Source organism: Herbaspirillum aquaticum (genome assembly GCF_002213425.1).
GTDB classification, from domain to species: Bacteria; Pseudomonadota; Gammaproteobacteria; order Burkholderiales; family Burkholderiaceae_D; genus Herbaspirillum; species Herbaspirillum aquaticum.
Window position 1 is genome coordinate 218217 of the sequence record NZ_NJGV01000006.1, and the last position, 23803, is coordinate 242019.

Below are 23803 nucleotides of genomic sequence, written 5' to 3' on the forward strand. Positions count from 1 at the left end.
TGCGGGTATTTTTCTTTCAGCTTATGGGTGGTCGTTTCCTTTATCAGAAAGGGAATGTATGCCCAGCACTCGTATATCTCGATCAGAACTGCACGACCTGATTTGGTCTGAGCCAGCGAAGGATGTCGCGCAGCGTCTTGGCATGTCTCCCGAGCAGCTCAAGGCCGCCTGTGAAACGGCCAGGATTCCACGTCCAGGTCGGGGGTATTGGAACAGTGTTAATGGCGGCGGGAAACCCAAGAGGGTGCAGTTGCCGGATCGGCTGCTTGGTCAGGCAGAACATGTCACCCTCGTTGACGAATCGCGAATGGGGTCCGGTGTGCGGCGGCGGATGCTTCTGGAGGAGCCGCCACCGGCTACTCCAAAATTTCAAGAAGGCATGGACGTAGTTGAATTGAGAGCGCGTGCGCTAGCAGCGGCCGCCCCATTGCTGAAGACGCTATCCAACAAGCACCACGCGATTTCTAAACTGCTCATAAAAGATGAGGAAAATAAGAAGAGATGGAGGGGGCGCGTTTTAGATGCCGATCTCTTCCCTGTCATTTCCTTTACAAAGCGTGGACGTCGCAGGCTGCTGATCTTGAATCAACTGCTTCAGGCCCTAGCATACTGCGGAGCCGGAACTGCGAAGACCAAAGGACTTGCTTATGAATGGAGTGTTCGAATTGGGGACGTGTCGGTGGCGTTCGAACTAAAAGACGTAAATGCACCGATGAACGAGCTGACGCGACGGCGAAAGGAGCGCGATGAGCCAAGTGATCTGGAACTGGTGATAAGTTGCGAGCCGACGGTTGGAATCAAGACAGAATGGTGCGATTCGGCATCCAGACCGATCGAGGCACAGATGAGGGAAATCGTGGCGGGATTCCTAATCATCGCTGAATTTTCCTATAGGAGTGACGAAATTGATCGGGTTGAGCGGCTTCGGCAAGAGAAGGCTGAATTGGAGGCTGAGATTCAGCGCCATAAACAGGAGCGCCTACAGGAGCAGCTCGATGGCTGGAAGAATGCCGAGGAGGAGCGGAGAGGCGATCTCCTGATGGAGGTTGAAGAGTGGAAAAAAGCACAGGAGATCAGGGCGTTTATTGACGCCAGGCTGCTGGCCGCCAAGGATGGCACCCCGGAAGATAGGGATCTGGCAGAGCGATGGGCAAGCTGGGCGATGTCAATAGCGGCCGCGATCGATCCAATCACAAAGGACCGGGCTGACGAAAATGATCAGTGAGTATCTGACTGCGGCGGAGCTGTCCTCACTCATCGGTTGCCGGCCGAACAGCTTCTCGTGCATGAAGCGCTGGCTCACGAAAAACGAGTGGCCATATGTGGAGAACATCCGTGGCTTCCCTCAGGTATGGCGGCGATACCACGATGCGCGGATGTCGGGAGAAAACCAGCTTGTGGAAAAGCCGCTCAGGATAGAGCCTGATTTTGCGGCACTACGATGATCCTGATGTACGATCTTTCCGTCGGATTACTTCGCTTTCTCCAAATTCATTTTGAATTCTCTCTTGGGAGTGCTTGGAGGTTTTTCCGAAAAAAGCTGGTGGATCGTCTCCTTCAGTACGAGCGTCTTGCCATCTGCCCGCACGCGAAACGTGATCCCCATTTGATTTAGTGCTTTTTGTTGAGAGCTGGCGCGCTGCTTGCCCGTCAGCTCAAAAAGCTCTTCATCATTCAGAAACATTCATACTCCAGAGTTATACTAGGGTCAGTCCTTCATGGCACGCTGAAAGCCCTGTTCTGCTGTTGGGTTGAAGCCAATTTCTGTCATTCCTTCGATATCGCTTTCCACAAGGTCTTCCTCCACTTCGACCCCAAAGCCCGGGAGTGGGCGAGCGCCAGGAATCATTGCGATAGCAGCCGTCGTTGCCCATCGTCTGGATCGAATAAACTGATCTGACGTGATGTCATAGCACTCGAATTGATAGACCATTAACTTTGCCATTGCCGTTCCCTCAAAATTAATTTGGCAGCACTATTTCTTCAAAGCATTGATGTAGCGCTCGCAGCCACCCAGATTTCCGTCGTAGCCATAGTCGATAATGACATCTTTGGGACTGACCACCAAGGTGAGCGTGCATTGGTAACTAACCGGGACCATGGCACTACCATAGGTCGTTGCGGTGTAGGGACGATACCCAAGACCGGTGCCCACAGACCCCGTGGTGGTGGTCTGTGTCGGCATGGATATAACTCCCTGACTGCTGCTGCCCCAGCGATAAAGTTTTCGGCCTGCGATGGTCTGCTCGGTATTCGGGTATCCGATCTTTTCAATGGCCGCAGTAATGGGTTTGCCAACCAGAGCGGTCAGCCCTTCATCAAGCTGCCCCCAGGTGGCGCAGCCCGTCAGACCGAGCATGGCGATTACTGAAATTGTCTTTTTCATCTGGCTCCCCGAGAACTTTTATGAAATTTACGCCAGCCTGACAGCAGAAGCTGAGCGAGTAAAGGAAAGGCATTATTCCGGATGCACAAGCGTTGCGCGCTGTGACCAAAACCTGCCCAAAGTAGGGGCGAATCGGGCAAAATAGGCGGGAAAGTGCAGCCGGTCTATGGGATGGCTTCCGCTGCAGGCCGTTGATTTGACTGCACTTTCCTTGTTCGTCTATTTGCAGTCTGAAAGTCTCATAATCCGTTGGTGCCGTGTTCGACTCACGGGGGGGCCACCAGTATCAGAGCGGCTTAGCGCCAAATTGCGCTAAGCCGCTTTTTCATATGCTGGGGGATTTTTTGCCCATTCTGACAAAACGGCTTTGGGTAAATGGAGGGTTTGTTCGACGGCTGGTCATTACGCCTGTAGCAACTGGCCAGTCTGGGAATCATCCCTAAGTACTTCGCAAGATGTATATCTACAAGCCGGTGCCTAGAGCGCGAGGTGCAGCGCAATGTCGAACTGATGTGGCTGTCGGGGATGACTTGAGCACTACAGTGCTTGTTGGTTTAAAAAAGCGGCTGTTAGAGCCGCCAAGAAGGCTGAGAATGAATTCAAACGACTCAACCAGAAATCCGACATTTATTGGTTAAATGCCCCTTGCGACTGCCAACGGTGCTTGGGAAGCCCAAGGTCGCAAGCCTTCTAGTGCATGCGCCAATTGCAAAACACCGAGGTCATCTCGGGCTGGACCAATGATTTGCATCCCCATAGGAAGACCATTAGTCCCAAAACCGACGGGTACACTCATAGCAGGTAATCCAGCCAGCGTCGGGCCAATGACCACCTCCATCCAGCGATGGTAGGTATCCATTTCCCGGCCAGCTACCTTTCGTGGCCACTTCGTCGCCGTGTCGAACGGAAACATCTGTGCACTGGGCAGGAGCAGGTAATCATATTGCTCGAAGAGCTTGTGAATCGCACGGTACCAATCGCTGCGCGCCGCTGACGCGCGGAAAATATCGGCGGCCGTCAAATGTAGCCCGGACTCCACTTCCCATTGCGCCTCTGGCTTGAGCAAGCCGCGCTGCGCCGGGTCGGCAAAGCAGGCGCCCAGGTTTCCGCCCACCAGCCAGTGCCGGTGAACGAGCCAAGTCTCCCAGAGCTTTTCCATCGGATAGTCAGGTTGGCATTGCTCTACCTTACAGCCAAGGTCCGTAAAGTCCGATAGCGCTGCCTCGCACAGCGCCATCACGTCCTCTTCTATCGGCAAGTAACCATCGTAGTTCCCGAGCCAGCCAATTCTTGCACCCTTAAAATCGCGTTCGAGTTGCCCGGCATCTCCCGTCACATCCGTGTCGCCGGACATGGGACAGTGGTGGTCATAGCCTGCTTGCGTAGCGAAAAGCCGTGCGACGTCGGCCACGGTTCGTCCCATCGGACCTTCTGTACTCAATTGCTGCAGGAAAAGTTCTCCTCCTGCGCCGTAAGGGACACGGCCCTGCGTCGGCCTGAAGCCATAGACGTTGTTGAAAGCCGCAGGATTTCTCAAGGAGCCCATCATGTCGCTGCCGTCCGCCACTGGCAACATCCGCATCGCTAGCGCCGCGCCGGCACCACCGCTGCTCCCGCCAGCAATGCGCGAGGTGTCATAAGCATTCCTGGTCACTCCAAACACCGGGTTGTAGCTGTTCGAGCCCAGTCCGAATTCGGAGACGTTGGTCTTGCCAATGAAAATTGCACCCGCTTCACGAACCCGCGCTACACAAATTGCATCGTTCAGGTCCGGCTTCAACGAGGACAGCGGAGAGCCTTTGCTGGTAGGTATCCCTCTGCATGAAGCAAGGTCCTTGGGCGCCTGGGGCATCCCGTGCATCCAACCCAGATACATGCCTTGCGCAAGCAACTGGTCAGCGCGCTTCGCTTCGCCGAGCAGCTCCTCTGCCGGACGAAGCGAAACGATAGCGTTGACAAGCGGATTGATCTTCTCGATATGGTCCAGATACGCCTGCATCACTTCACGGCAAGAAATTTCCTTGCTACGAATGGAAGCGGACAACGCTAGTGCATCCAGCGTGACAAGTTGATCCATCTTTTCTGCTCCTTTAATTGCTTGCGCACGCACAGCTTCTGTCACTTGGCCTCTCCAATGCCAGCGAAGACTTCCGTCGTCCGGCTCTTCGCTGCCGGGCTCGGGTCACGCATCGCCCAGGCTGCCGCAACACCGATACAGGCTGCGAAGAGCACGTACCAGGCCGGCGCTACCGGCGAACCCGAGGTCTTGGTGAGCCATGTCACGATGAACGGAGCAAAGCCACCGAAGAGCATCACCGCTAGATTGTAGGCGACTGCAAGACCCGTGGAGCGTACACGCGTGGGGAATTGCTCAGACAAAGCGGTGGGCATCGGGCCGTAATTTGCGCCGATTATGATGCACAGGAGCACTTGCATCACCAGTAGACGCGGCAGACTGGGCGCTGCGGAGACCCAGACGAACAATGGGTACACCATCACTAGGAATGTCAGCGCGCTATAGAGCAGAACGGCTCGGCGGCCAATGCGATCCGAGAGTGCGCCGGCAAGCGGAATGACGACTGTGAGCAGCGCCACCGCAATCATCTGGACCATGAACGCCTGGTCCAGAGGCAGTCCTAGTTGCTTGTTGGCGAACGTAGGCATGTTCACGAGAACGACGTAGAAGGCCACCGTGCCGTTGATGACTTGTCCCATCGACACCAGCACGCCGCGCATATTTGTCTTCACCACATCGAGCAGCTTGATGGGCACCGCATCGGGCTTGTTGGCGCTGGCCATGAAGTCCTCTGTCTCATGCATGTGGCGACGGATCCAGAGACCGACCGGGCCGATGAGCAGGCCGATCACGAATGGCAGACGCCATCCCCAGCTGTCCAGTGCCTGTGGCGACAGATTGCGTGTCACCAGGGCGCCCATGCCGGCACCGCAGAACACCGCCAGGCACTGGCCGACCAACTGCCACGAGCCGTACAGGCCACGCTTGTCGGCGGGTGCACTCTCGACCAGAAATGCGGTCGAACTGGAATATTCACCGCCGGTGGCGAAACCCTGCAGCATGCGCGCGACCACGATCATGATGGGCGCGGCGATGCCGATGGTCGCGTAGGTGGGTGCGAAGGCAATGAGGGCGATGGCCAGCGTCATCAGCACGATGATTACCTGCATCGCAGCCTTTCGACCTTTGCGGTCGGCGTAGAGGCCGAGCAGGATGCCACCCACCGGGCGCATGAAGAATCCGATACCGAAGGTCGCCAGGGCGACCAGCAAGGAGGTGTATTCGTTGTCGGCCGGGAAGAACAGTCTGGCGATAATGGCCGAGAAAAAACCATAGACGATGAAGTCGTACCATTCGAGGGCATTGCCGACGATCGCGGCAATGACCTGGCGTTGTTTACTGAGTTGTGGTTGCACGGTAGGTCCCTATCAATGGGTTGGCGAGAGCTGCTGACTCGCGAACTGGCGACGGAACAAGTCAAGCTTCCGCCTTATCGCCTTGGTATCTTGCCGCCTCAACCCGGTTTTCCGTTTGACCCGGAAACACAGCTTCTTGATAGTCAACGACAATAAAAAAGCGGCCTCCAAGGAGGCCGTCGCCCAGCCCGCTGCCGGCTGGCCATCTCACTGAACGCGCGGGCGCGCGGCGAGATGCTGGCGCCGCCATTCCGTTGGAGAAATGCCGTGCCAACGCTGAAAGGCCCGTGAGAATGCGCTGATCTCCGAGTAGCCCAATAGGAAGGAGAGTTCGGAAATCTGCAGGGCAGGGTCCTTCAGATACGCTAGCGCCATATTCTTGCGGACATCCAGCAGAACTTCCTGATAGGTCAGCCCGGCGGTGCGCAATCTGCGTTGCAGTGTCCAGTTCGCCATGCCCAGTGCGTTTGCGATTTCATCGAGGGTCGGCTCGCTGTCATCGAGCCGCTGCTGGATTGCAGCGCGCACCTTATCCACCAATGTGTCAGCGATCGAAGCGGCCAGCCCGAGCTGACGGAGGTTGTTGCGCATCAGGCTGTGGAGATGCGCATCCGCCCCGGGCATCGGCGCATTGAGGTCATTTCCGCGAAGCACGATGGCATTGGTTGCCTGAGAGAACTGGATCGGAGCACCAAAAATGTGCTCGTGCTCCTCGTCACCGTGCAATGCACCATGTTCAAAATGAATTTCCAATGGCGACCATTGCTGGCCCAAGGCCTGTCTCAGGACATTGAAGAACATCCCAATGGACAATTCGGCGTCCTGGCGGCGCTGCGTAATGAGGGGGTCAGTGATGCGGTATTCAACGTAGGCAAGACCATCGACCTGGGTAACACCCAGATGAGAACGCTGCTGATGATGATGGAACATCGCACCCATGTTGCGCAGAGCCTCGCCTACCGTGGGAGAGGTCAACCCGAGATAGCCCAGCATACCGAGCCCTGCAGGCATGAACTGTTGACCAAAGCGCAAGCCGAAGTGCTCATTTTGCGTCTGGCGTGCGGCTTGCTCCATCGCGTTGCAATAGATGTCGAGGCTCAAGGTCGCGGTCGGCTGCTCGATGGCATTGCAGTCGGCGCCCGCGGCTCCGAGGATGCGTTCAGGGTCGCCGCCTTCGCTCTGGATGAATTCAAGCAGGCCCGTTGCCGCCGCAGAAAGGATGCACGACTGGCGGTCGGTAGCGGGAGATACGCGCGGCGCACTGGGCATGGTCGGACTCCATTTTCATGGTAAATAATTTCTCGACCGTGCTAGCAATTTTCAGACCATTAGCCCATTTGGTGCAGATAGTCCGTTGCCAACTCGGCAGTGTCTGCCACCCAGCGCTCACCGAGGCTTTGTGCCAATTCGGTTTCACTGTGCGATGCCATCCAGGCCAGCAGTTGCAAGCGGCGCTGCATAAGGAAGGTCGGGAATTCCTCAATGTCGGCTTGTGTCAGTGCACCATGGCGCGCATAACCATCAGCCCAGTGCAGCATGAGCTCGCGGCGGTCGGGGCGATGTTCTATGAAGCTCAGCGCCGTCGCCATATCATGCAAGAACCAGCCGATGCCGCAGTCATCGAAGTCGATGATAGTGGTGCGATCCCCCTTGATCAGGAGATTCGCGAGACGCAGGTCAGCGTGAATCAGCCCGTACTTATCCGGCGACATCCCGAACGACTCCAGGCGCAAGCTCATCAAATCTCGCGCTCGCTCGAGCACGTTCACCTGTTCTCTGCCGAGCCAGGGAGCGTCTCGCCAGCGGCCCCAGCGGCCGCTCTCGCCCACGGTATCGTCGAGACTCCAGGTATGGCGTTCGAAGTAGCCGGGGCGTTGCCACTGGCGTGACTGCCGATGCATTCTCGCGCTCAATTCGCCCAATTTTTGCAGGGACGGAGGCAGGTTCCCCTCGTCTGGAAAGTCGCCGTCCACCCATGCGAATGTGGCGATCATCCTCTTGCCGGCAGCGGCTGTTTCCACCTCGATCAACGACTCACTATCCAGCGTGCGCAGTGGCTGTGGTGTAGCGATGCCGGCTTCGTTCAATGCCGTCATCCAATCCAGTTCCGACTGGATCGCATTGGCGGTCTGATAGTTGGCGCGATGCACGCGCATCACCGCGCGCCACCCGGTCTTCGGATTGTCGAGCCGGAACACCGTATTCTCCGAATGGCTCAGCAGTGCGACCTGCACATTGGATGAGAATCCATATCTCGGAAGCGCAGAGCGAGCCATTTCTTGAAGAGCCGCGATGTAGGAAAGATGGGATTCAGTAGTTGCAAGGGTCATGAAAGAGGCTCCGAATAGCGTTGCCCACATCTTCACGCCAGCAGCCATGAGTTCGTTTGACATCGCAACACAAATCGTTGACCGTGGATATCAAGCTGTACGCAGCCCATACGGCGCCCCGGCAGAGCGTCTTCTTCTATCAAGGAAATGTCGTCGGTGGTCAAGACAGACTGGCATCTTCGCGAGCACCATTCCCGTGTCGAATTACTTGTACTGGAGAGACCATGACTGACTCCGATGGCATGCTGGCCTTGAACTCTTTCAGCCCGCAATCTGTCAACACCACCGCCCCCGCGACGCGCGCCCTGATCGAGCGCAGGCGCAATACCTTTGGTGATGGCGTCCCTTTGTTCTATCGCGACCCCGTGCATTTCGTCAGCGCCTCCGGCGTGTGGTTGCGTGATCGGGATGGTCTCGAATACCTCGACGCTTACAATAACGTCCCCTCGGTAGGCCATTGCCATCCCCATGTGGTCGAAGCAGTGTCCAAGCAGGCGGCCACCCTCAACACACACACGCGATATCTCTCCGATGTGGTCACGTCCTATGCGGAACGACTGCTCGGCACCTTCCCGCGCGGACTCTCAAAGGTACTCTTCACGAGCAGCGGTACAGAAAGCGTCGACCTCGCCATGCGCCTAGCTCGCCTCTACACGGGCGGCAGCGGCTTCATCGTGACGCGCTTCGCCTATCACGGCCACTCGACTGCCGTGGCCGAGATCACGCCGGCATTCGGCCCGGGTGTTCCTATTGGCATCAATGTGCGTCTGGTCGATGCACCAGACGGATATCGGCAGGATGCGCCTGTTGGCATCAAATTCGCACAGGACGTGGCTGCGGCCATAGCTGACATGGAGCGCCACGGCATCAAGTTCGCAGGGCTCATTCTCGATACCGTATGCTCCAGTGATGGCCTGTTTGTCGACCCGCCAGGCTTCCTCCAGGACGTCGTTGCAACTGTAAAAAGGGCCGGGGGTGTCTTCGTTGCCGACGAAGTGCAGCCAGGGTTCGGTAGAACTGGGGAAGGCATGTGGGGCTTTGAACGCCACAGAATTCTCCCCGACATCGTCGTGATGGGAAAGCCCATGGGCAATGGCATGCCAATCGCTGCCACCGTGACAACTGCAGACATCATGCAGGCTTTCACCGACCGTTCGGGATATTTCAATACCTTCGGTGGAAACACCGTTTGCTGCGCAGCTGCATCAGCTGTTCTGGACGTAATTGAATCGGAGGGCCTGATTAGCAACGCCAAGGAAACGGGGGCGCATCTTAAGCGTGGGCTGGAGCAGTTGAAAGCACAGCATCAATCCATTGGTGACATCCGCGCAATTGGCCTCTACGCCGCCGTTGAGTTTGTGCAGCCTGGTACCAAAAATGGCGATACCGAAATGGCGCTCGATGTCGTCAATGAGCTGAGAAGGAGACGTGTCTTGATAAGCACCTGCGGCCCCCAAGGTAATATTTTGAAGATCCGACCGCCACTTCAATTCTCCTCCGAGAACTGCGACACACTAGTCACCGCAATCGACGAAATTCTTCGGATTCGCTGAATCGATAGTTGCTCCGGGCGAGGCGTGTATGTGACCCGTCCCTTGACCGAGGGGGCTCAACTGTGTCGGTAATTTGTAGCCCGTTAAGCACTAACCCGGTAGTCGACCACTCACCGCCGTCGCATCACCGATGTATGGTTGTTGTCTGGATTGTCTTTGCGCAGATCAGGGACTAGCATGGAACGCACCGTGGGGTACACCCATCCATCTGACTGAGCAGGCGATTGCCTCCGCCAGCGCACGACAAGGAGAATCGATTGGCCAACTTTTTACTGGTTCATGGCGCTTGGCAAGGCAAGTGGATCTGGTCCGCCGTCAGTGCCGGATTGACCATGCGCGGGCATGAGGTGCATGCGATAGACATGCCGGGAAGTGGCGAAGACACTACGCCCTTTGGCGAGGTGACCCTGGAAAGATACGCCGACGCCATCCGCAAGGCCATCGTGTCCATAGGCAAACGCGTGACGCTGGTCGGCCATAGCCTGGGCGGCATTGCCGTGGCCGCTGCAGCGGAGAAAAATGCGCAGGACGTGGCGCGCATCATCTACTTGGGTGGCTATGTTCCGAGCGACGGTGAATCGATCGATTCATTGTCGGACGTCGTGCTCGACAAGGAGGCGGTCATCCTGGGCATGCAGGACCATCATCAGGTCGTCGATACGCAAGCCGACAAGCGGGTGACCAGGTTCATGCACGATGCGCCCCATGCCATTGCCGCGTGGGCCGCGCCCCAGTTCCGCACCCAGGCTGTTGCACCCATCATCAGTCCGGTGCAACTGACCGAAGAACGCTATGGAAAGCTGCCCAAGAGTTACGTCGTCTGCACCAAGGATCGCGTACTGGATCCGGTGCTGCAGCGGGTCATGGCCGCCCGTGCCGGCTGCAGCCGGGTAAAGGAAATCGATAGCGGGCATTCGCCATTTCTCTCCCGGCCGACTGAGACGGCGGAGACGCTGCATCGGCTGGTGACGGAGTTATAACGGCTCTTGAAGCGGTGGGTGGGCCGTTCCGGGAATGCGGGCTTTATCGAATGCAACGGAAATGAAGCTCCCTTGGATGCCGGCGATGGATTGCGTTACTCCTTGGCTGTAGTCAGGAATCAGCTAGCCTGCAATCGTGTCGATGGAAATTTCCTTGAGCCGTACCTTGATCCCCGCATATTTCGGTTGGAATGCCGCCAAGGGCAGACCCGCTTCGCCGGTGAATTTGCGTCCGGAGTTGCCCCATGTTCCGACCACAATCCTGGTTACCACAGCGGGTGGGAAAGCGGAGTGATGGAGGTGGCCCTACTTGGAATCATTCGACGCGGAGGCAGCGACTTTACCGGACACAACGCATCTCACGCCCGTTGATGCAATGGTTTCTGGTAACGCAAGTGACTATCTCACCCGCTCCCCATCGCTTCCTGCCAAACAGGAAACAAGCCCCAATCTCCGCTTCATCTCATCTGCTCACCAGACAACATCCCGCGCTATAGTCGAGCCTGCCCCTTCGACCACTCCAGCGCAAAGATGAAAAACAATGCCATGGATTACCTGCCCCGCATGGTGATCTTCTCCCGCGTCGTCGAGCTGGGCGCCTTCTCCAAGGCGGCTCGCGAACTCGGGCTGACCTCCTCGTCGGTGAGCCAGCACATCAGCGCGCTCGAAAGCATCCTCGGCACCACCCTGCTGCACCGGACCACCCGCAAGCTCAGCCTGACCGAAGCCGGGCAGGGCTTCTATGCCCATTGCGCGCGCATCGTCGCGCTGGCCAACGAGGCCCGCGATGTCACCGAGAGCCTGCATACCGAACTGGTGGGAGAGCTGCGCATTGCCGCTTCCAGCTTCATGGCACCCGAATACCTGGTGCCAGCCCTGGATGATTTCATTCGCAATCATCCACAGTTGCGCATCAGCATCGATGTCTGCGATCACAACGTCGACCTCATGGACAAGAGCGTCGACCTGGCCCTGCGCGTAGGCCGCGCACCCGGTCCGGGAGATATCCCGCTGGCCCGGATGGAGGCTGTACTGTGCGCGGCGCCGTCTTATCTCCAGGCCCACCCGCCGATCCGCCGACCCGAGGACATGCTCCATCACCAGTTGCTCTTCTTCAGCCCGCACGGGCCGGGTGCATCTGTAGAGCTGACCCTGCGCAACCGCGCCGGGCAGTGCGCGCAGCTGCGGCTGACGCCGCGCATCACGGCCAACCATGCGCGCTCATTGCGGCAGCTGGCCGTGCAGGGACATGGCCTGGGCCGCTTCCTGCGCAGTAAGGTGCAAGATGATCTTAAGTCCGGACGCCTGGTGGAAGTCTTGCCGGACTGGTCGCTGGAGGGCTATTGCGCCTTCATCACCACCCGCCACCGCGACCCCGTGCCCGCCAAGATCCTGGCCTGCATCGCCCAGATCCGGGACTATTTCGCGCGCCGGCATCCGCAGCAGCATGAGGATGTTTCTGCTCAGTAAGGATTTTGCGGCTTGTGCATTGTTCAATTTGATTAACGAGATCGTTCGCCAAACGACGGCTAATCAAATGGCCTTGCTTGTAATACAGTGATTCCTGCCGTTCCCTGCCGGTAATGTGTCGGGGGGCACTGCGGGCAACCAGCTCGCGCCGGCGTTGTGTCACTGCGGAGGGGGTGTTCGGTGACGCAGCACTGCAAAGGGGAGGGGGCGATGCCGACAATCGCAGGATGCACCCGACTCCCCTTTCAGGGACGGCCGTCAATGGACAGGTCAGGCATCTGCTCGGCATCGTGATCGACATTGGCATCTGCGCTTCTTGGCGGGCTGGCTCCGGCCTTGCATGAGAAAAAGGCATTGAAGCCCCAGAATTTATCGTTTTATCCGGACCCCGCGCTGCCCTTACCATGAGGCTATCTCATAGTCACCCGGTCAAAGGCACGCAAATGACGATCTCCGCGCAGCACAGCAATCTCCATCAACTCCTGCTTTCCCACTACGGCGACGAGGCCCTGGTGCAGCGCCAGTTCGCGCGCCTGGAAGTCCCTGCCTCGACCCTGCGTCCGGCCGCCGCCGAGGTGTCGCGCCTGGAACTGGCGCAGGCCCTGAACATGCTGCTCTTCGAAGGCCTGCTGCAACAGGTCGCCACCGGCCGTGACTACGTGGCCGATGCCGAGCGCGAGGGCGTGAAGATCTGCTTCGACCACGGCGCCGTGCGTACCGTGCGCCTGGGCCGCGAGCGCAGCTTCCCCGATGGCGAGACGCTCTTCACCAGCGTGCTGCTGCCGCTGGGCTACCAGCAGACCGGTACCTACCCGCTGGCGCGCATCAAGATGACCGGCCGCGTCTATACCCACATCGACGACGCCGAACAGATCGCCCAGTTCTTCGTGAGCGAACTGCATCCGGAACAGTTCTCGCCCCAGTTCCAGCAGACCGTGGACGCCGTGCTGGCCACCTCGCGCAATCCGCTCTCCGATGAGGTGCTGGCCCTGCTGGCCAAGCTCTCCGCACAAGGCAAGCTGGGCATGGACGAGGCCAAGCGCCTGCTGCCCGCGATGCTCAAGTGCTTCGCCCGCCATCACGACCTGCCGACCCTGGCGCAATACGAAACGCTCAAGGCCGAATCCGCCGAGATGGCCTGGATCTCCACCGAAGGCAATGCCTTCAATCACGCGACCGACCGTGTCTCCGACGTGGTCGCCACCGCCGAACGCCAGCGCCAGCTGGGCCGTCCCATCAAGGACCAGGTGGAAGTCTCGCGCAATGGCCGCGTGCGCCAGACCGCCTTCCGTGCGGTCAAGGTCGATTACCAGCTGCAGGGTGAGGATGGCCAGCCCGTTGCCGTCACCCTGCCGGGTTCCTTCTACGAATTCATCTCGCGTGACTATTTCGCCGACGAGGCCGGCCAGCGCAAGCTGGACCTGACGTTCGACAGCGGCAATGCGCAAGGCATCTTCAAGATGACCGAGGCGGTGGCCCCCGGTGCGGCCAGCGACGAGGCGGCCAGTGTCTGTTGACGCCGCGCTGGCGCGCCTGCAGGACCTGCTGGGCAACGCCGGCCTGATCACCTCTGCGCCCGAGCGTCAGCCCTATGAGCACGGCCCGCGCTATGGGGCCGGACAGGCGCTGTGCGTGGCGCGTCCGGCCAATGTGGCCGAAGCCGCCGAGCTCATGCGCCTGTGCGCCGCCGAAAAACTCCGGCTGATCCCGCAGGGCGCCAACACCGGCCTGGTCGGTGCGGCTTCGCCAGATAGTTCGGGTTTGCAACTTATCCTCAGCATGGAGCGCATCAAGGGCGTGATCGATATCGATCCGGTCGATGGCGTGATCCAGGCCTGGGCCGGCACCCGCCTGTCGGACCTGAACCAGGCGCTGGCCCCGCACGGGCTGTGCTTCCCCATCGACCTGGGGGCCGATCCCTCGGTGGGCGGCATGCTGGCCGCCAACACCGGTGGCGCGCGCCTGATCCGCTATGGCGATGTGCGCCACAACACGCTGGGCCTGCAAGCACTGCTCATGCAGCCGCCCGGTGAATTGCTGAAGATGGGCAACCGCCTGCACAAGAACAATACCGGCCCGGACTGGAAACAGCTCTTCATCGGCACGGCCGGCAGCTACGGCATCGTCACGCAAGCAGTGCTGCGCGCGCATCCATTGCCGCGCCAGCGCGCCACCGCCTTGATCGTGCCGTCCTCGCTGGAAGCGGGTTTGCGCTTGCTGCAGGATGCCCAGGCGCAGTTCGCCGACTTCCTCACGGCCTTCGAAGGCATCTCGCGCAATGCGCTGGCGTCCGTCTTGCGCCACCTGCCGCAGGTGAGCGCACCCTTTGATCCATTACCGGACTATGCCTTGCTGGTGGAGCTGAGTTCGTCGTCGGCAGCCAGCGAGCACTTCGATCTCGACAAGCTCTTCATGGCCTGGCTGGAACGCCACTTCGACGACGCCATCGTCGATGCCGTGGTCGACAAGCCCGAGACGCTGTGGCGCCTGCGCCATGCCATCAGCGACAGCGTCAAGCAGGAAGGCAAGATCGTCGCCTTCGACATCTCCGTCTCGCGCTCGCGCATGCCGGCCTTCCGCGCCGAGGCACTGGCCCTGGTGGAACGGGACTTCGCCGGTGCCGAAGTGTTCGACTTCGGCCACTGGGGCGATGGGGGCGTGCACTTCAACCTGGCCATCCCGCCAGCGCAGCAGCCGCAGTTCCCGCCGGAGCGCATCGAGGCCCTGCGCACGGCGCTCTATGACTTGGTTGCAAAACCTTACCAAGGCAGTTTCAGTGCCGAGCACGGCATCGGTCCCTTCAACCAGCATTACTACCAGCGCTACACGCAACCCGAGCAACGCGCGCTGGCCGGCCGCGTGCAAGCCGTGTTCGATCCGCACTGCCTGCTGGGCAATACGCGCTTCACATGACGGGCAACGTGCCGGGACGCTCTGGAGGGGAGGGCACGCCATTTGCTATAGTGCGGGCTCCTTCACCTCCTGCCCCGCCCTCAGCCAGCGGTCTTCGTCCCATGCGCCGTTTCATCCCGTCAACGTCCTGCCTGATTGCCTTCGATACGTCGGCGCGGCACATGTCGTTCACCAAGGCGGCCAATGAATTGCACATGACGCAGGGCGCGGTGAGCCGCCAGGTGGCGATCCTGGAGGAGTACCTCAACGTCAAGCTGTTCGAGCGCATCAACCGCCGCCTGATCCTCACCGAAGCCGGCCGCGACTATGCCGCCCAGGTCTCCACCATCTTGAAGCAGATCGAGATGGCGACCTTCCAGGTCATGACCTACAACAGCCTGGCCAGTGTGCTCAACCTGGCGATCCTGCCGACCTTCGGCGTGAAGTGGCTGATCCCGCGCCTGGCCAAGTTCGCTGCCGCCTATCCCGATGTGCTGCTGAACCTGAGCACCGAAGTGCTGCCCTTCGATTTCAATACGCGCCAGGTCGATGCCGCCATCCACTTCGGCGAACCCGACTGGCCCGATACCGTGATGGTGCGCTTGATGGGCGAGGAAGTGGTGCCGGTGTGCAGCAAGGCACTGGCCGAGGGCCTGGGCTCGGTAGGGGATTTGGCCAACGTCACGCTGCTCCAGCACACCACGCGTCCGCAGGCCTGGCAGGACTGGTTCCGCCATGTCGGCGTGGATTGCCCCAATGCCTTGTCGGGCCCGCGTTTCGAGCAGCTGGCCATGGTCATCCAGGCCGCTGTTGCCGGCATGGGCGTGGCGCTCATGCCCAAGTTCATGGTCGAGACCGAGATCAGCCTGGGGCAGTTGCACGTGCCGTTCCCGCTGGCGGTCAAGAGCCCGCAATCCTATTACCTGGTCTATCCCGAAAAGAACGCCGGCAAGGCCGCCATCCTCAAGTTCCGCGAGTGGATCCTGGGCGAAGCGCAGGGCGGCTGAGGTCTTCCATCGCGCTGCATCGATTCGGTGCGGCGATTTCCCATGCTGACAAAAACTCATGGCCACGCGGTTTTGCGTCGTGCGCGCATGCAGCCCGCTGCGTGCCATGCCTGCCTTGCAGGCAGCCGCCGGGGCGGCCCCGGCACTGCGGCGGGAAGCGCCGTGGCGCGGGGGCTTGCGGCCGATATGAAGTGATGCGCTGCACCATCCTCGCGCATCCTCGCGCATTCTCGCGCGCCAGGGCAGTGCATTCCAAAAACTCATGATGTGGTGAAATTTTTTGGTTTTAACAAGTAGGGCGGCTGTCCTTATACTCCATCGTTCCAGACCCATCCCACTCCACTTTTCAAGGGAACCCCATGTCTTCTCCACGCATCTTCTCCACCCTGGGTGCCGACTTCTCGGCCTACGCCGGCAACGATCTGGTGATCCGTTCGCCGCGCGATGGCGAGGTCATCGCGCAACTCAAGGCGCAGACGCCGGCTGACGCTGAAGCGGCCATCGCCGGCGCGCAACAGGCCTTCCTGGCCTGGCGCGAAGTGCCGGCGCCGGTACGCGGCGAACTGGTGCGCGTGCTGGGCGAAGTGCTGCGCGAGCATCGCGACGAACTCGGTGCCCTGGTCACCCAGGAAGCCGGCAAGATCCTCTCCGAAGGTTTGGGCGAGGTGCAGGAAATGATCGATATCTGCGACTTCGCCGTGGGCCTGTCGCGCCAGCTGCATGGCCTGACCATCGCCTCCGAACGTCCCGGCCACCGCATGATGGAAACCTGGCATCCGCTGGGCGTGGTCGGCGTGATCACCGCCTTCAACTTCCCGGTCGCCGTGTGGGCCTGGAACGCCGCGCTGGCGCTGGTATGCGGCAATGCCGTGGTGTGGAAGCCTTCCGAAAAGACGCCGGTCACCGCACTGGCCGTGCAAGCCCTGTTCGCCAAGGCCGTGGCACGTTTCTCGGCACAGCGTCCGAACCTGGTGCCGTCACAACTGTGCGGCCTGTTGATTGGCGGTGCCGACCTGGGCGAGACCCTCTCGCGTTCGGCCGCCGTGCCGCTGGTGAGCGCCACCGGCAGCGTGCGCATGGGCCGCAAGGTCGCCACCGTGGTGGCAGAACGCCTGGGCCGCAGCCTCCTGGAACTGGGCGGCAACAATGCCATGATCGTGGCCCCCTCGGCCGACCTGAACCTGGCGCTGCGCGCCATCACCTTCTCGGCCGTGGGTACCGCCGGCCAGCGCTGCACCAGCCTGCGCCGCCTGTTCGTCCATAGCAGCATCCACGACCAGGTGGTGGCGCAGATCAAGCGCATCTATGCCAGCGTGAAGGTCGGTGATCCGCTGCAGGGCGATACCCTGGTTGGCCCGCTGATCGACCAGGCCGCTTTCGATGCCATGCAGGCTGCGCTGTCGCAAGCCCGTGCGCAGGGCGGCGAAGTCACCGGTGGCGAACGCGTGGACGTGATGGGCCAGCAATCCTGGTATGTGCGTCCGGCGGTCGTGACCATGCCCGGCCAGACCGCGATCATGCACCACGAGACCTTCGCGCCCATCCTCTACATCGTCAAGTACGACGAACTGGGCGAGGCCATCGCCATGAACAACGCCGTGCCGCAAGGCTTGTCTTCGGCCATCTTCACCAATGACATGCGCGAGGCCGAACTGTTCGTCTCGGCAGTGGGCAGCGACTGTGGCCTGGCCAACGTCAACATCGGCACCAGCGGCGCCGAGATCGGCGGTGCCTTCGGCGGCGAAAAGGAAACCGGCGGGGGCCGCGAATCCGGTTCGGACGCCTGGAAGAACTACATGCGCCGCGCGACCAACACCATCAACTACAGCAAGACCCTGCCGCTGGCGCAGGGCGTGAAGTTCGATATCGACTGAGCGACGGCCACGTCCAACCGCAATACCCCAAGTAAAAAGCAGCACCGTTGCCGGATCCCGCTCCACCATAGGGATCCGGCATGGCATCCCACGACCCACGCCCGCGCAAGCGGGATCCACAACGGCAAACCGGCAAGGAGTGCAGTAATGAAGATGAAGACCCTGGCAGTGACCTGTGCAATCGCTGCGACCCTGATCGCTACTGGCGCGCAGGCGCAGACCAAGACCATTTACGTCGGCATGAACGGCGGCACGATGGAGAAGAACTACACCGCCTCGATCTTCCCCGACTTCGAGAAGGCCAACAACGTCAAGGTGGTGGTGGTGCCCGGCACCTCCTCCGACATCATCGCCAAGATGCAGGCCCAGCGCGACAAGCCGCAAATGCACGTGGCCTTCCTCGATGACGGCATCATGTATCGCGCCATCAACATGAGCCTGTGCGAAAAGGTCAAGGACGCTGCCGTGCTCAAGGATGTCTATCCCTTCGCGCGCCTGGCCAACGACCAGGCCGTGGCCATCGAGATGGGCGTGCTTGGCATCGGCTACAACAAGAAGCTGTTCGCCGAGAAGGGCTGGCCGGCACCGACCTCGTGGATGGATTTCGCTGATCCCAAGTACAAGCAGAAGGTGGTGTTCCAGTCGATCTCGGCCAGTACCTTTGGCCTCTATGGCTTCATGATGTTCAACCGCCTGGTGGGCGGTACCGACAAGAACGTCGACCCCGGCTTCAAGAAGTGGGGCAGCACCGTCGGCCCCAACGTGGTCGAATATCTCTCCAGCTCGGCCAAGATTTCGGAGATGGTGCAGACCAATGAAGCGGCCATCTTCCCGCTGACCGTGACCGGCATCGCCAACCTGAAGGACAAGGGCATCCCCGCTGAATTCGCCACCCCCAAGGAAGGCGGCGTGCTGCTCATGACCGGCGCTTGCCCGATCAAGGGCAACAGCGAACCGGAACTGGCGCAGAAGCTGCTGGAATACCTGCTGACCCCGGCGGTGCAGGCCAAGAGCATGGCGCTGGCCAATTCGATTCCGGTCAACCGCAACGTACCGCTGTCGGACGCCGCGCAAGCCAAGCTGGGCAAGAGCGAAGTGCTGACCAAGAACCTCAACACCGTCGACTGGGACACCGTCAACGAAAAGCGCTCCGAGTGGAACAACCGCTGGAACCGCATGATCGAGCAATAAGCCTGTATCGATCATGACCGCAGCCTATCGTTTCAATCCGGCCTTCCAGTCGCCCCAGGGGTCGCCCATCCGCGAGCTGTTCAAGTACACGCAGCAACCCGGCATGATCTCCTTTGCCGGCGGCTATCCGGCCCCTGCGTTGTTCGATACGCAAGGGCTGGCCAAGAGCGCCGCCACCCTGCTCGACGGCGCAGCGGCGGCCTGCCTGCAATACGGGGCGACCGAAGGCGCCGCGCAGCTGGCGCAAGTGCTCAGGGAAGTCACGCGTGTGCGCATCGGTGGCGGTGATCCGGGCGACCTGATCGTCACCACGGGTTCACAGCAGGGCTTCGAACTGCTGTTGCGCATCCTGCTGGAACCGGGCGATGGCGTGGTCATCGAGCGGCCCTGCTATCCGGCGGCGATCCAGGCCCTGCGCCTGGCGCATGCCGAACTGCTGGAAATTCCCGGGGACGCCCGGGGCATGGATACCGATGCCCTGGAAGCCATGCTGCTGGCGGGCGCCCGGCCCAAGCTGCTGTACCTGGTGCCCAGCTTTGCCAATCCGACCGGTGCCACCTTGCCGCTGGCGCGCCGCCGTCATTTGCTCAGGCTGGCGGTGCGTTACCAGTTCATCGTGATCGAAGATGATCCCTACGGCCAGCTGCGTTTTTCGGGGCAGGCCGAACCGCCGCTGCTGCAGGTGGCGCAGGAGATCGAGGGGGCGCGCGACTGGCTGGTCTACCTGTCCAGTCTCTCCAAGATCGTGGCGCCGGGTTTGCGCATCGGCTGGATGTGCGGCCCGTCGGAAATCCTGCGCCGTGCCGTCATCGCCAAGCAGACCGGCGACCTGTGCACCGCGCCGTGGATGCAGATGGTGGCGGCGCAGTATCTGCAGGCCGGGCATCTGGAGGCGCATCTGCCGCACATCATCGCCACCTACCGCGAGCGCTGCGCGATCATGCTGTCGTCCTTGCGCGAGGCCTTCGGCGATCGTCTCGCGCTGATCGCGCCGGAAGGCGGCATGTTCATCTGGGCCAGCTGGAAGGATGGCACCGACGCCACGGCGCTGTTGCAGAGCGCGGTGCGCCATAACGTCATGTACGTGCCGGGCAGCGCCTTCTATGCGACGCAATCCGATCCGGGCCATTGGCGACTGTCTTTCGCCAATGCCCAGCCGGAGGAGATCATCGATGGCGTGGCTCGCCTGAAGCATGCACACCAGGAATGGATGCACATGCTTGCATGACTTTTCTCCATGCAATGGAAACGCCCCGATGCGCTGTGCGGATCGGGGCGTTTTCTTTGGTGCGGGCGATGAAGGTGACGCGAACGAGCGCGGGGACCTTATCAGTACGACGATTGATCTGGTGCCGGCTTGTCGGCGCATTGTAAAATTGCCCTATCTCAACATTCTCGTATTGCGAGATTGAATGGCAAGGGGTCTGCCAGCATGAGATGCCATCGACAAACCACAACAATCAAAAGGATGAGGCATGAAAAAAATCTGGATCATCACGATCGCGTTGTTCTTGCAGGGCTGTGCCATTGCAATGGGGCCGAAGTTTTCCGGTTACAAGGAAATTGAAGGGGAGACAGCACAGTTGTACATTCTCCGCACCGAGAACGGCAAGCCGTTCGATCAGTGGTCGGCAGGCCGGACTGGTCACTATCCGACCATGCTGGTCAACGGAACCGACATCGGACAGCTCAAACGTGGCGGTTACCTGGTCCGCACCGTCAAGCCGGGACCGGTGCTGGTGGAAACCGAAACCAGCTTCAACTGGCCTCTGCCTCCCCACCGGATCAAGCTCAATGCCGAAGCAGGAAAACGCTACTTCGTGCAGCTCAATACCGGCTTCAACGGCTTTTCAGGAACGGGACTGGTGGTGGGTGTTTCCTTCGTCCCCGTCAAAGAGGACGTTGCTTTGCCGCTGTTGAAGGAGCTCACACTCTCAGACTGATTCTTGATTCTTGAGGATAACGCCCCGTTGAACCGTTGTGCATCGGGGCGTTGTCTTTTTTGCCGGCGCTGCCTCCATGCCGACCCTATCGCTGCCGGTTGAAGCAACCCTTGCTGTCGCCGGACTTGTGGAATTCTTCCGCCAGGTGGCCATGGACCGAAATTGTCCAGCGCCTGCAGGGGATTGCCCCTGCCATCGATGCCGCCATTCGCGGCGTATCCCGAGCGTCACTCCACGTGGAATAGATGGAAGTGATCGGCGCGCAGGTTGCCTTCTTGGCAGATCAGTAGCCCCGGCTCGCGCCATGTTGCCACGCCGGACAGCTTGACAGGCCTGGACTTGATGCAAGTCATCCTTGTGAGAGATAGGCCACTGCGAGGCGCCTTCCGGCCTCATCATCGCGCTTGCGATCCTGCACGCCCACTGCCGTGATGCTGCGGCCCAGATCCATGAACTGGCGCCATCGTTTCCATCTTCCCCTGGTCGTCTTCTGCGCCCTGGCATTGGCCACCGGCGCGCTGCTGCATGCCTGGCACCTGCCCTTGATCGCCATGCGCGTCTGGCAAGCCAGCGCAGCGCTGGTACTGCTCTTCGTCTTCAGTGAAACGGCGCTGTCCCTGTGGCAACGCCAGTGGGGGCTGGACCTGATGGCCTTGCTCACCCTGGCCGGGGCGCTGGTCTTGCAGGAGGAACTGACCGCAGCCGTGATCGCCCTCATGTTCGTCACCGGCCGTGCCCTGGAAAGCCACGCCGAGCGCCGTGCCCAGCAGGAGATGTCGGCGCTGCTGGAGAAGGTGCCGCAACACGCGCATCGCCATGAAGACGGCCGTATCGTGGAGGTCGCGGTGGCGGCGATCCGGCCCGGCGACCGCCTGCTGGTGCGTCCTGGCCAGACGGTGCCGGTCGATGGCATCGCACTGTCGGCAGCGCTGCTCGACCAGGCCACCCTGACGGGCGAGTCACTACCGGTGAACCTGGCCTCGGGGGCTGCGCTCTGCAGCGGCAGCATCAATGCCGGCGAGGCCTTCGACCTGCTGGCCACCAGTACGGCAGAGCAGGGGACCTTGGGCAATATCGTGCGGCTGGTCAGTGCCGCCCGCCAGTCCCGTGCGCCGGCAGTGCGGCTGGCAGATCGCTATGCCTTGCTGTTCGTGCCGCTGGCGCTCGCCTTGGCCGGGCTGGCCTGGCTCATCAGCGGCGACCCGCAGCGGGCGCTGGCGGTCGCCGTGGTGGCCACGCCTTGTCCCCTGATCCTGGCGGTGCCGGTGGCGCTGGTGTGCGCCATGTCGCGTTGCGCCCAGCAGGGCGTCCTCATCAAGCACGGCGGTGCGCTGGAAAAGCTGGCGCAGCTGCATACCCTCTTCGTCGACAAGACCGGTACCTTGACCAGCGGCAAGGCGCATCTGGTCGCCCTGCATCCTGCGCCCGGCATCGGCGCGGATGAGTTGTTGAGACTGGCGGCGTTGCTGGAACAGATGTCGGTCCATGCCATCGCACAGGCCGTGGTGAGTGCGGCGCTCGAACGCGGAATCGACCTGGCGCTGCCCGAGCAGGTGAGCGAGTCGCCGGGTGCCGGACTGAGCGGACGCGTGCAAGGGCGCGCGCTGCGTGTGGGCAGTCGTGACCATGTGCTGCAGGGTGCGGCGCTGCCGGCCTGGGCCGTACCGTTCAGCGAGCGGATCGGCTATGACGCGGTGGCGGGGGTATATGTCGCCATCGAGGGCCGCCTTGCCGGGGTGTTGTTGCTGGCCGATGAAGTGCGGCTGGAAGCGCCGCGTGCGCTGCGCTTGCTGCGCACGCTCGGTGCGCAACGCATCGTCATGTTGACCGGTGATCGTCATGATGTGGCCACCACCATCGGTCGTGCGCTGGGCGTGGACGAGATCCTGGCCGAGCAGAGCCCGGCTTCCAAGCTGGCCGCCATTACAGCGGCACGCCGGCAGGGTGTCACGATGATGGTCGGTGATGGTGTCAATGATGCTCCGGCCCTGGCTGCCGCCGATATCGGCGTGGCCATGGGTGCGCGCGGGGCTGCTGCGGCGGCCGAGTCGGCGCAGGTGGTGTTGCTGGTGGATCGTCTGGATCGCCTGGTGTTGGCCGTGCAGCTGGCGCAGCAGACCCGCCGCATTGCCTTGCAGAGCGTGATCGCTGGGATGGGATTATCGGTCGTGGCGATGCTGGTGGCCGCATGCGGCTATCTGCCCCCGGTGGCGGGTGCGGTCTTGCAGGAGTGCATCGACGTGGCCGTCATCCTCAACGCACTGCGTGTGCTGACCTTGCAGAAGGAAGTCCTGCGCAGCCGCTTGCCAGCGGCCGATCGGGAGCGCTTGCAGCAAGAGCATGCCGCGCTGTTGCCGATATTGGATCGCCTGCTGTGGCTGGCCGAGCACAGCGAGGTACTCACCGTCAGCGCCTTGCGCGAGGCATTGCAGTCCTTGAACGGATTGCTCAAGACGCGCCTGCTGCCCCATGAAACCGAAGACGATGCGCGCCTCTATCCGCGCCTGGCGACGTTGATAGGCGGCCGTGATCCGATGGCCGCGATGAGCAGCACCCATCGCGAAATCCATCGCCTGAGCCGCACCCTCGAACGCATTGCCGCACAACTGGGCGCAAGTCCCGCTGATCCGCCGCTGGCAGCGGCCACTGCACAGGAGCTGCGGCATGCGCTGTACGCCTTGGAGGCCATCTTGCGCTTGCATATCGCCCAGGAGGAAGAGCTTTTTCATGGGCTCTCCTCCTGAA

20 protein-coding genes are annotated in these 23803 nt (G+C 60.9%); 13 read left to right on the forward strand and 7 right to left on the reverse strand.

The features are described 5' to 3' along the window. Positions 1-58 precede the first annotated feature (58 nt). Positions 59-1225, forward strand: a complete 1167-nt coding sequence (locus CEJ45_RS08535) for a hypothetical protein (protein ID WP_141106979.1) — start codon at positions 59-61, stop codon at positions 1223-1225. Then, on the forward strand, positions 1215-1445 hold the full coding sequence (locus CEJ45_RS25365; RefSeq protein ID WP_088754728.1) for a DUF4224 domain-containing protein: 231 nt from the start codon (positions 1215-1217) through the stop codon (positions 1443-1445). The genes CEJ45_RS08535 and CEJ45_RS25365 overlap by 11 nt, the downstream gene beginning before the upstream one ends. Before the next feature lie 26 nt (positions 1446-1471). Here CEJ45_RS25365 and CEJ45_RS08545 read toward each other — a convergent pair whose 3' ends face one another. From CEJ45_RS08545 to CEJ45_RS08575, 7 genes are all read right to left on the reverse strand, one after another. Beyond that, positions 1472-1684 carry a DUF4224 domain-containing protein gene (locus CEJ45_RS08545; protein WP_088754729.1) on the reverse strand — a complete coding sequence of 71 codons (213 nt, stop codon included), beginning with the start codon at positions 1682-1684 and terminating at the stop codon, positions 1472-1474. A gap of 24 nt (positions 1685-1708) precedes the next feature. Further along, positions 1709-1945, reverse strand: a complete 237-nt coding sequence (locus CEJ45_RS08550) for a hypothetical protein (RefSeq protein ID WP_088754730.1) — start codon at positions 1943-1945, stop codon at positions 1709-1711. Between the two features lie 30 nt (positions 1946-1975). Next, positions 1976-2386, reverse strand: a complete 411-nt coding sequence (locus CEJ45_RS08555; RefSeq protein WP_141106980.1) for a hypothetical protein — start codon at positions 2384-2386, stop codon at positions 1976-1978. Positions 2387-3020: 634 nt separating this feature from the next. Next, positions 3021-4508, reverse strand: a complete 1488-nt coding sequence (locus tag CEJ45_RS08560) for an amidase (protein WP_420913288.1) — start codon at positions 4506-4508, stop codon at positions 3021-3023. Next, complete coding sequence (locus tag CEJ45_RS08565) at positions 4505-5818, reverse strand: citrate-proton symporter (protein WP_088754733.1); 1314 nt, start codon at positions 5816-5818, stop codon at positions 4505-4507. The genes CEJ45_RS08560 and CEJ45_RS08565 overlap by 4 nt, the downstream gene beginning before the upstream one ends. 207 nt (positions 5819-6025) lie before the next feature. Continuing rightward, positions 6026-7087 carry an AraC-like transcriptional regulator QhpR gene (qhpR, locus tag CEJ45_RS08570; RefSeq protein ID WP_088754734.1) on the reverse strand — a complete coding sequence of 354 codons (1062 nt, stop codon included), beginning with the start codon at positions 7085-7087 and terminating at the stop codon, positions 6026-6028. A gap of 59 nt (positions 7088-7146) precedes the next feature. Continuing rightward, positions 7147-8148 carry a phosphotransferase enzyme family protein gene (locus tag CEJ45_RS08575; RefSeq protein ID WP_158214910.1) on the reverse strand — a complete coding sequence of 334 codons (1002 nt, stop codon included), beginning with the start codon at positions 8146-8148 and terminating at the stop codon, positions 7147-7149. A 224-nt stretch (positions 8149-8372) separates the two neighbouring features. Here CEJ45_RS08575 and CEJ45_RS08580 point away from each other — a divergent pair, with 224 nt between their 5' ends. The 11 genes from CEJ45_RS08580 (at position 8373) to CEJ45_RS08630 (ending at position 23802) form a co-directional block, all read left to right on the forward strand. After that, a complete protein-coding gene (locus CEJ45_RS08580) occupies positions 8373-9701 on the forward strand; it encodes an aspartate aminotransferase family protein (RefSeq protein ID WP_088754736.1) in 1329 nt (442 codons plus the stop codon). Positions 9702-9958: 257 nt separating this feature from the next. Beyond that, complete coding sequence (locus tag CEJ45_RS08585; RefSeq protein WP_088754737.1) at positions 9959-10681, forward strand: alpha/beta fold hydrolase; 723 nt, start codon at positions 9959-9961, stop codon at positions 10679-10681. Between the two features lie 531 nt (positions 10682-11212). Then, a complete protein-coding gene (locus CEJ45_RS08590; protein WP_241517309.1) occupies positions 11213-12151 on the forward strand; it encodes a LysR family transcriptional regulator in 939 nt (312 codons plus the stop codon). 443 nt (positions 12152-12594) lie between these two features. Beyond that, positions 12595-13668: a DUF1338 domain-containing protein gene (locus tag CEJ45_RS08595; RefSeq protein ID WP_088754738.1), complete on the forward strand. Its 1074-nt coding sequence runs from the start codon at positions 12595-12597 to the stop codon at positions 13666-13668. After that, positions 13658-15064 (forward strand): FAD-binding oxidoreductase, encoded by a 1407-nt coding sequence (locus CEJ45_RS08600; protein ID WP_088754739.1) that lies wholly within the window; start codon positions 13658-13660, stop codon positions 15062-15064. The genes CEJ45_RS08595 and CEJ45_RS08600 overlap by 11 nt, the downstream gene beginning before the upstream one ends. Before the next feature lie 101 nt (positions 15065-15165). Next, positions 15166-16050 carry a transcriptional regulator GcvA gene (gene gcvA / locus CEJ45_RS08605; protein ID WP_088754740.1) on the forward strand — a complete coding sequence of 295 codons (885 nt, stop codon included), beginning with the start codon at positions 15166-15168 and terminating at the stop codon, positions 16048-16050. 359 nt (positions 16051-16409) lie between these two features. Beyond that, positions 16410-17924: an L-piperidine-6-carboxylate dehydrogenase gene (gene amaB, locus CEJ45_RS08610; RefSeq protein WP_088754741.1), complete on the forward strand. Its 1515-nt coding sequence runs from the start codon at positions 16410-16412 to the stop codon at positions 17922-17924. A gap of 153 nt (positions 17925-18077) precedes the next feature. Further along, a complete protein-coding gene (locus CEJ45_RS08615; protein WP_370516360.1) occupies positions 18078-19115 on the forward strand; it encodes an ABC transporter substrate-binding protein in 1038 nt (345 codons plus the stop codon). Positions 19116-19128: 13 nt separating this feature from the next. Further along, a complete protein-coding gene (locus CEJ45_RS08620; protein WP_088754742.1) occupies positions 19129-20343 on the forward strand; it encodes an aminotransferase-like domain-containing protein in 1215 nt (404 codons plus the stop codon). Positions 20344-20590: 247 nt separating this feature from the next. Beyond that, positions 20591-21058 carry a DUF2846 domain-containing protein gene (locus CEJ45_RS08625; protein ID WP_088754743.1) on the forward strand — a complete coding sequence of 156 codons (468 nt, stop codon included), beginning with the start codon at positions 20591-20593 and terminating at the stop codon, positions 21056-21058. A gap of 449 nt (positions 21059-21507) precedes the next feature. Then, complete coding sequence (locus CEJ45_RS08630) at positions 21508-23802, forward strand: heavy metal translocating P-type ATPase (protein WP_206601739.1); 2295 nt, start codon at positions 21508-21510, stop codon at positions 23800-23802. Position 23803: the final 1 nt, after the last annotated feature.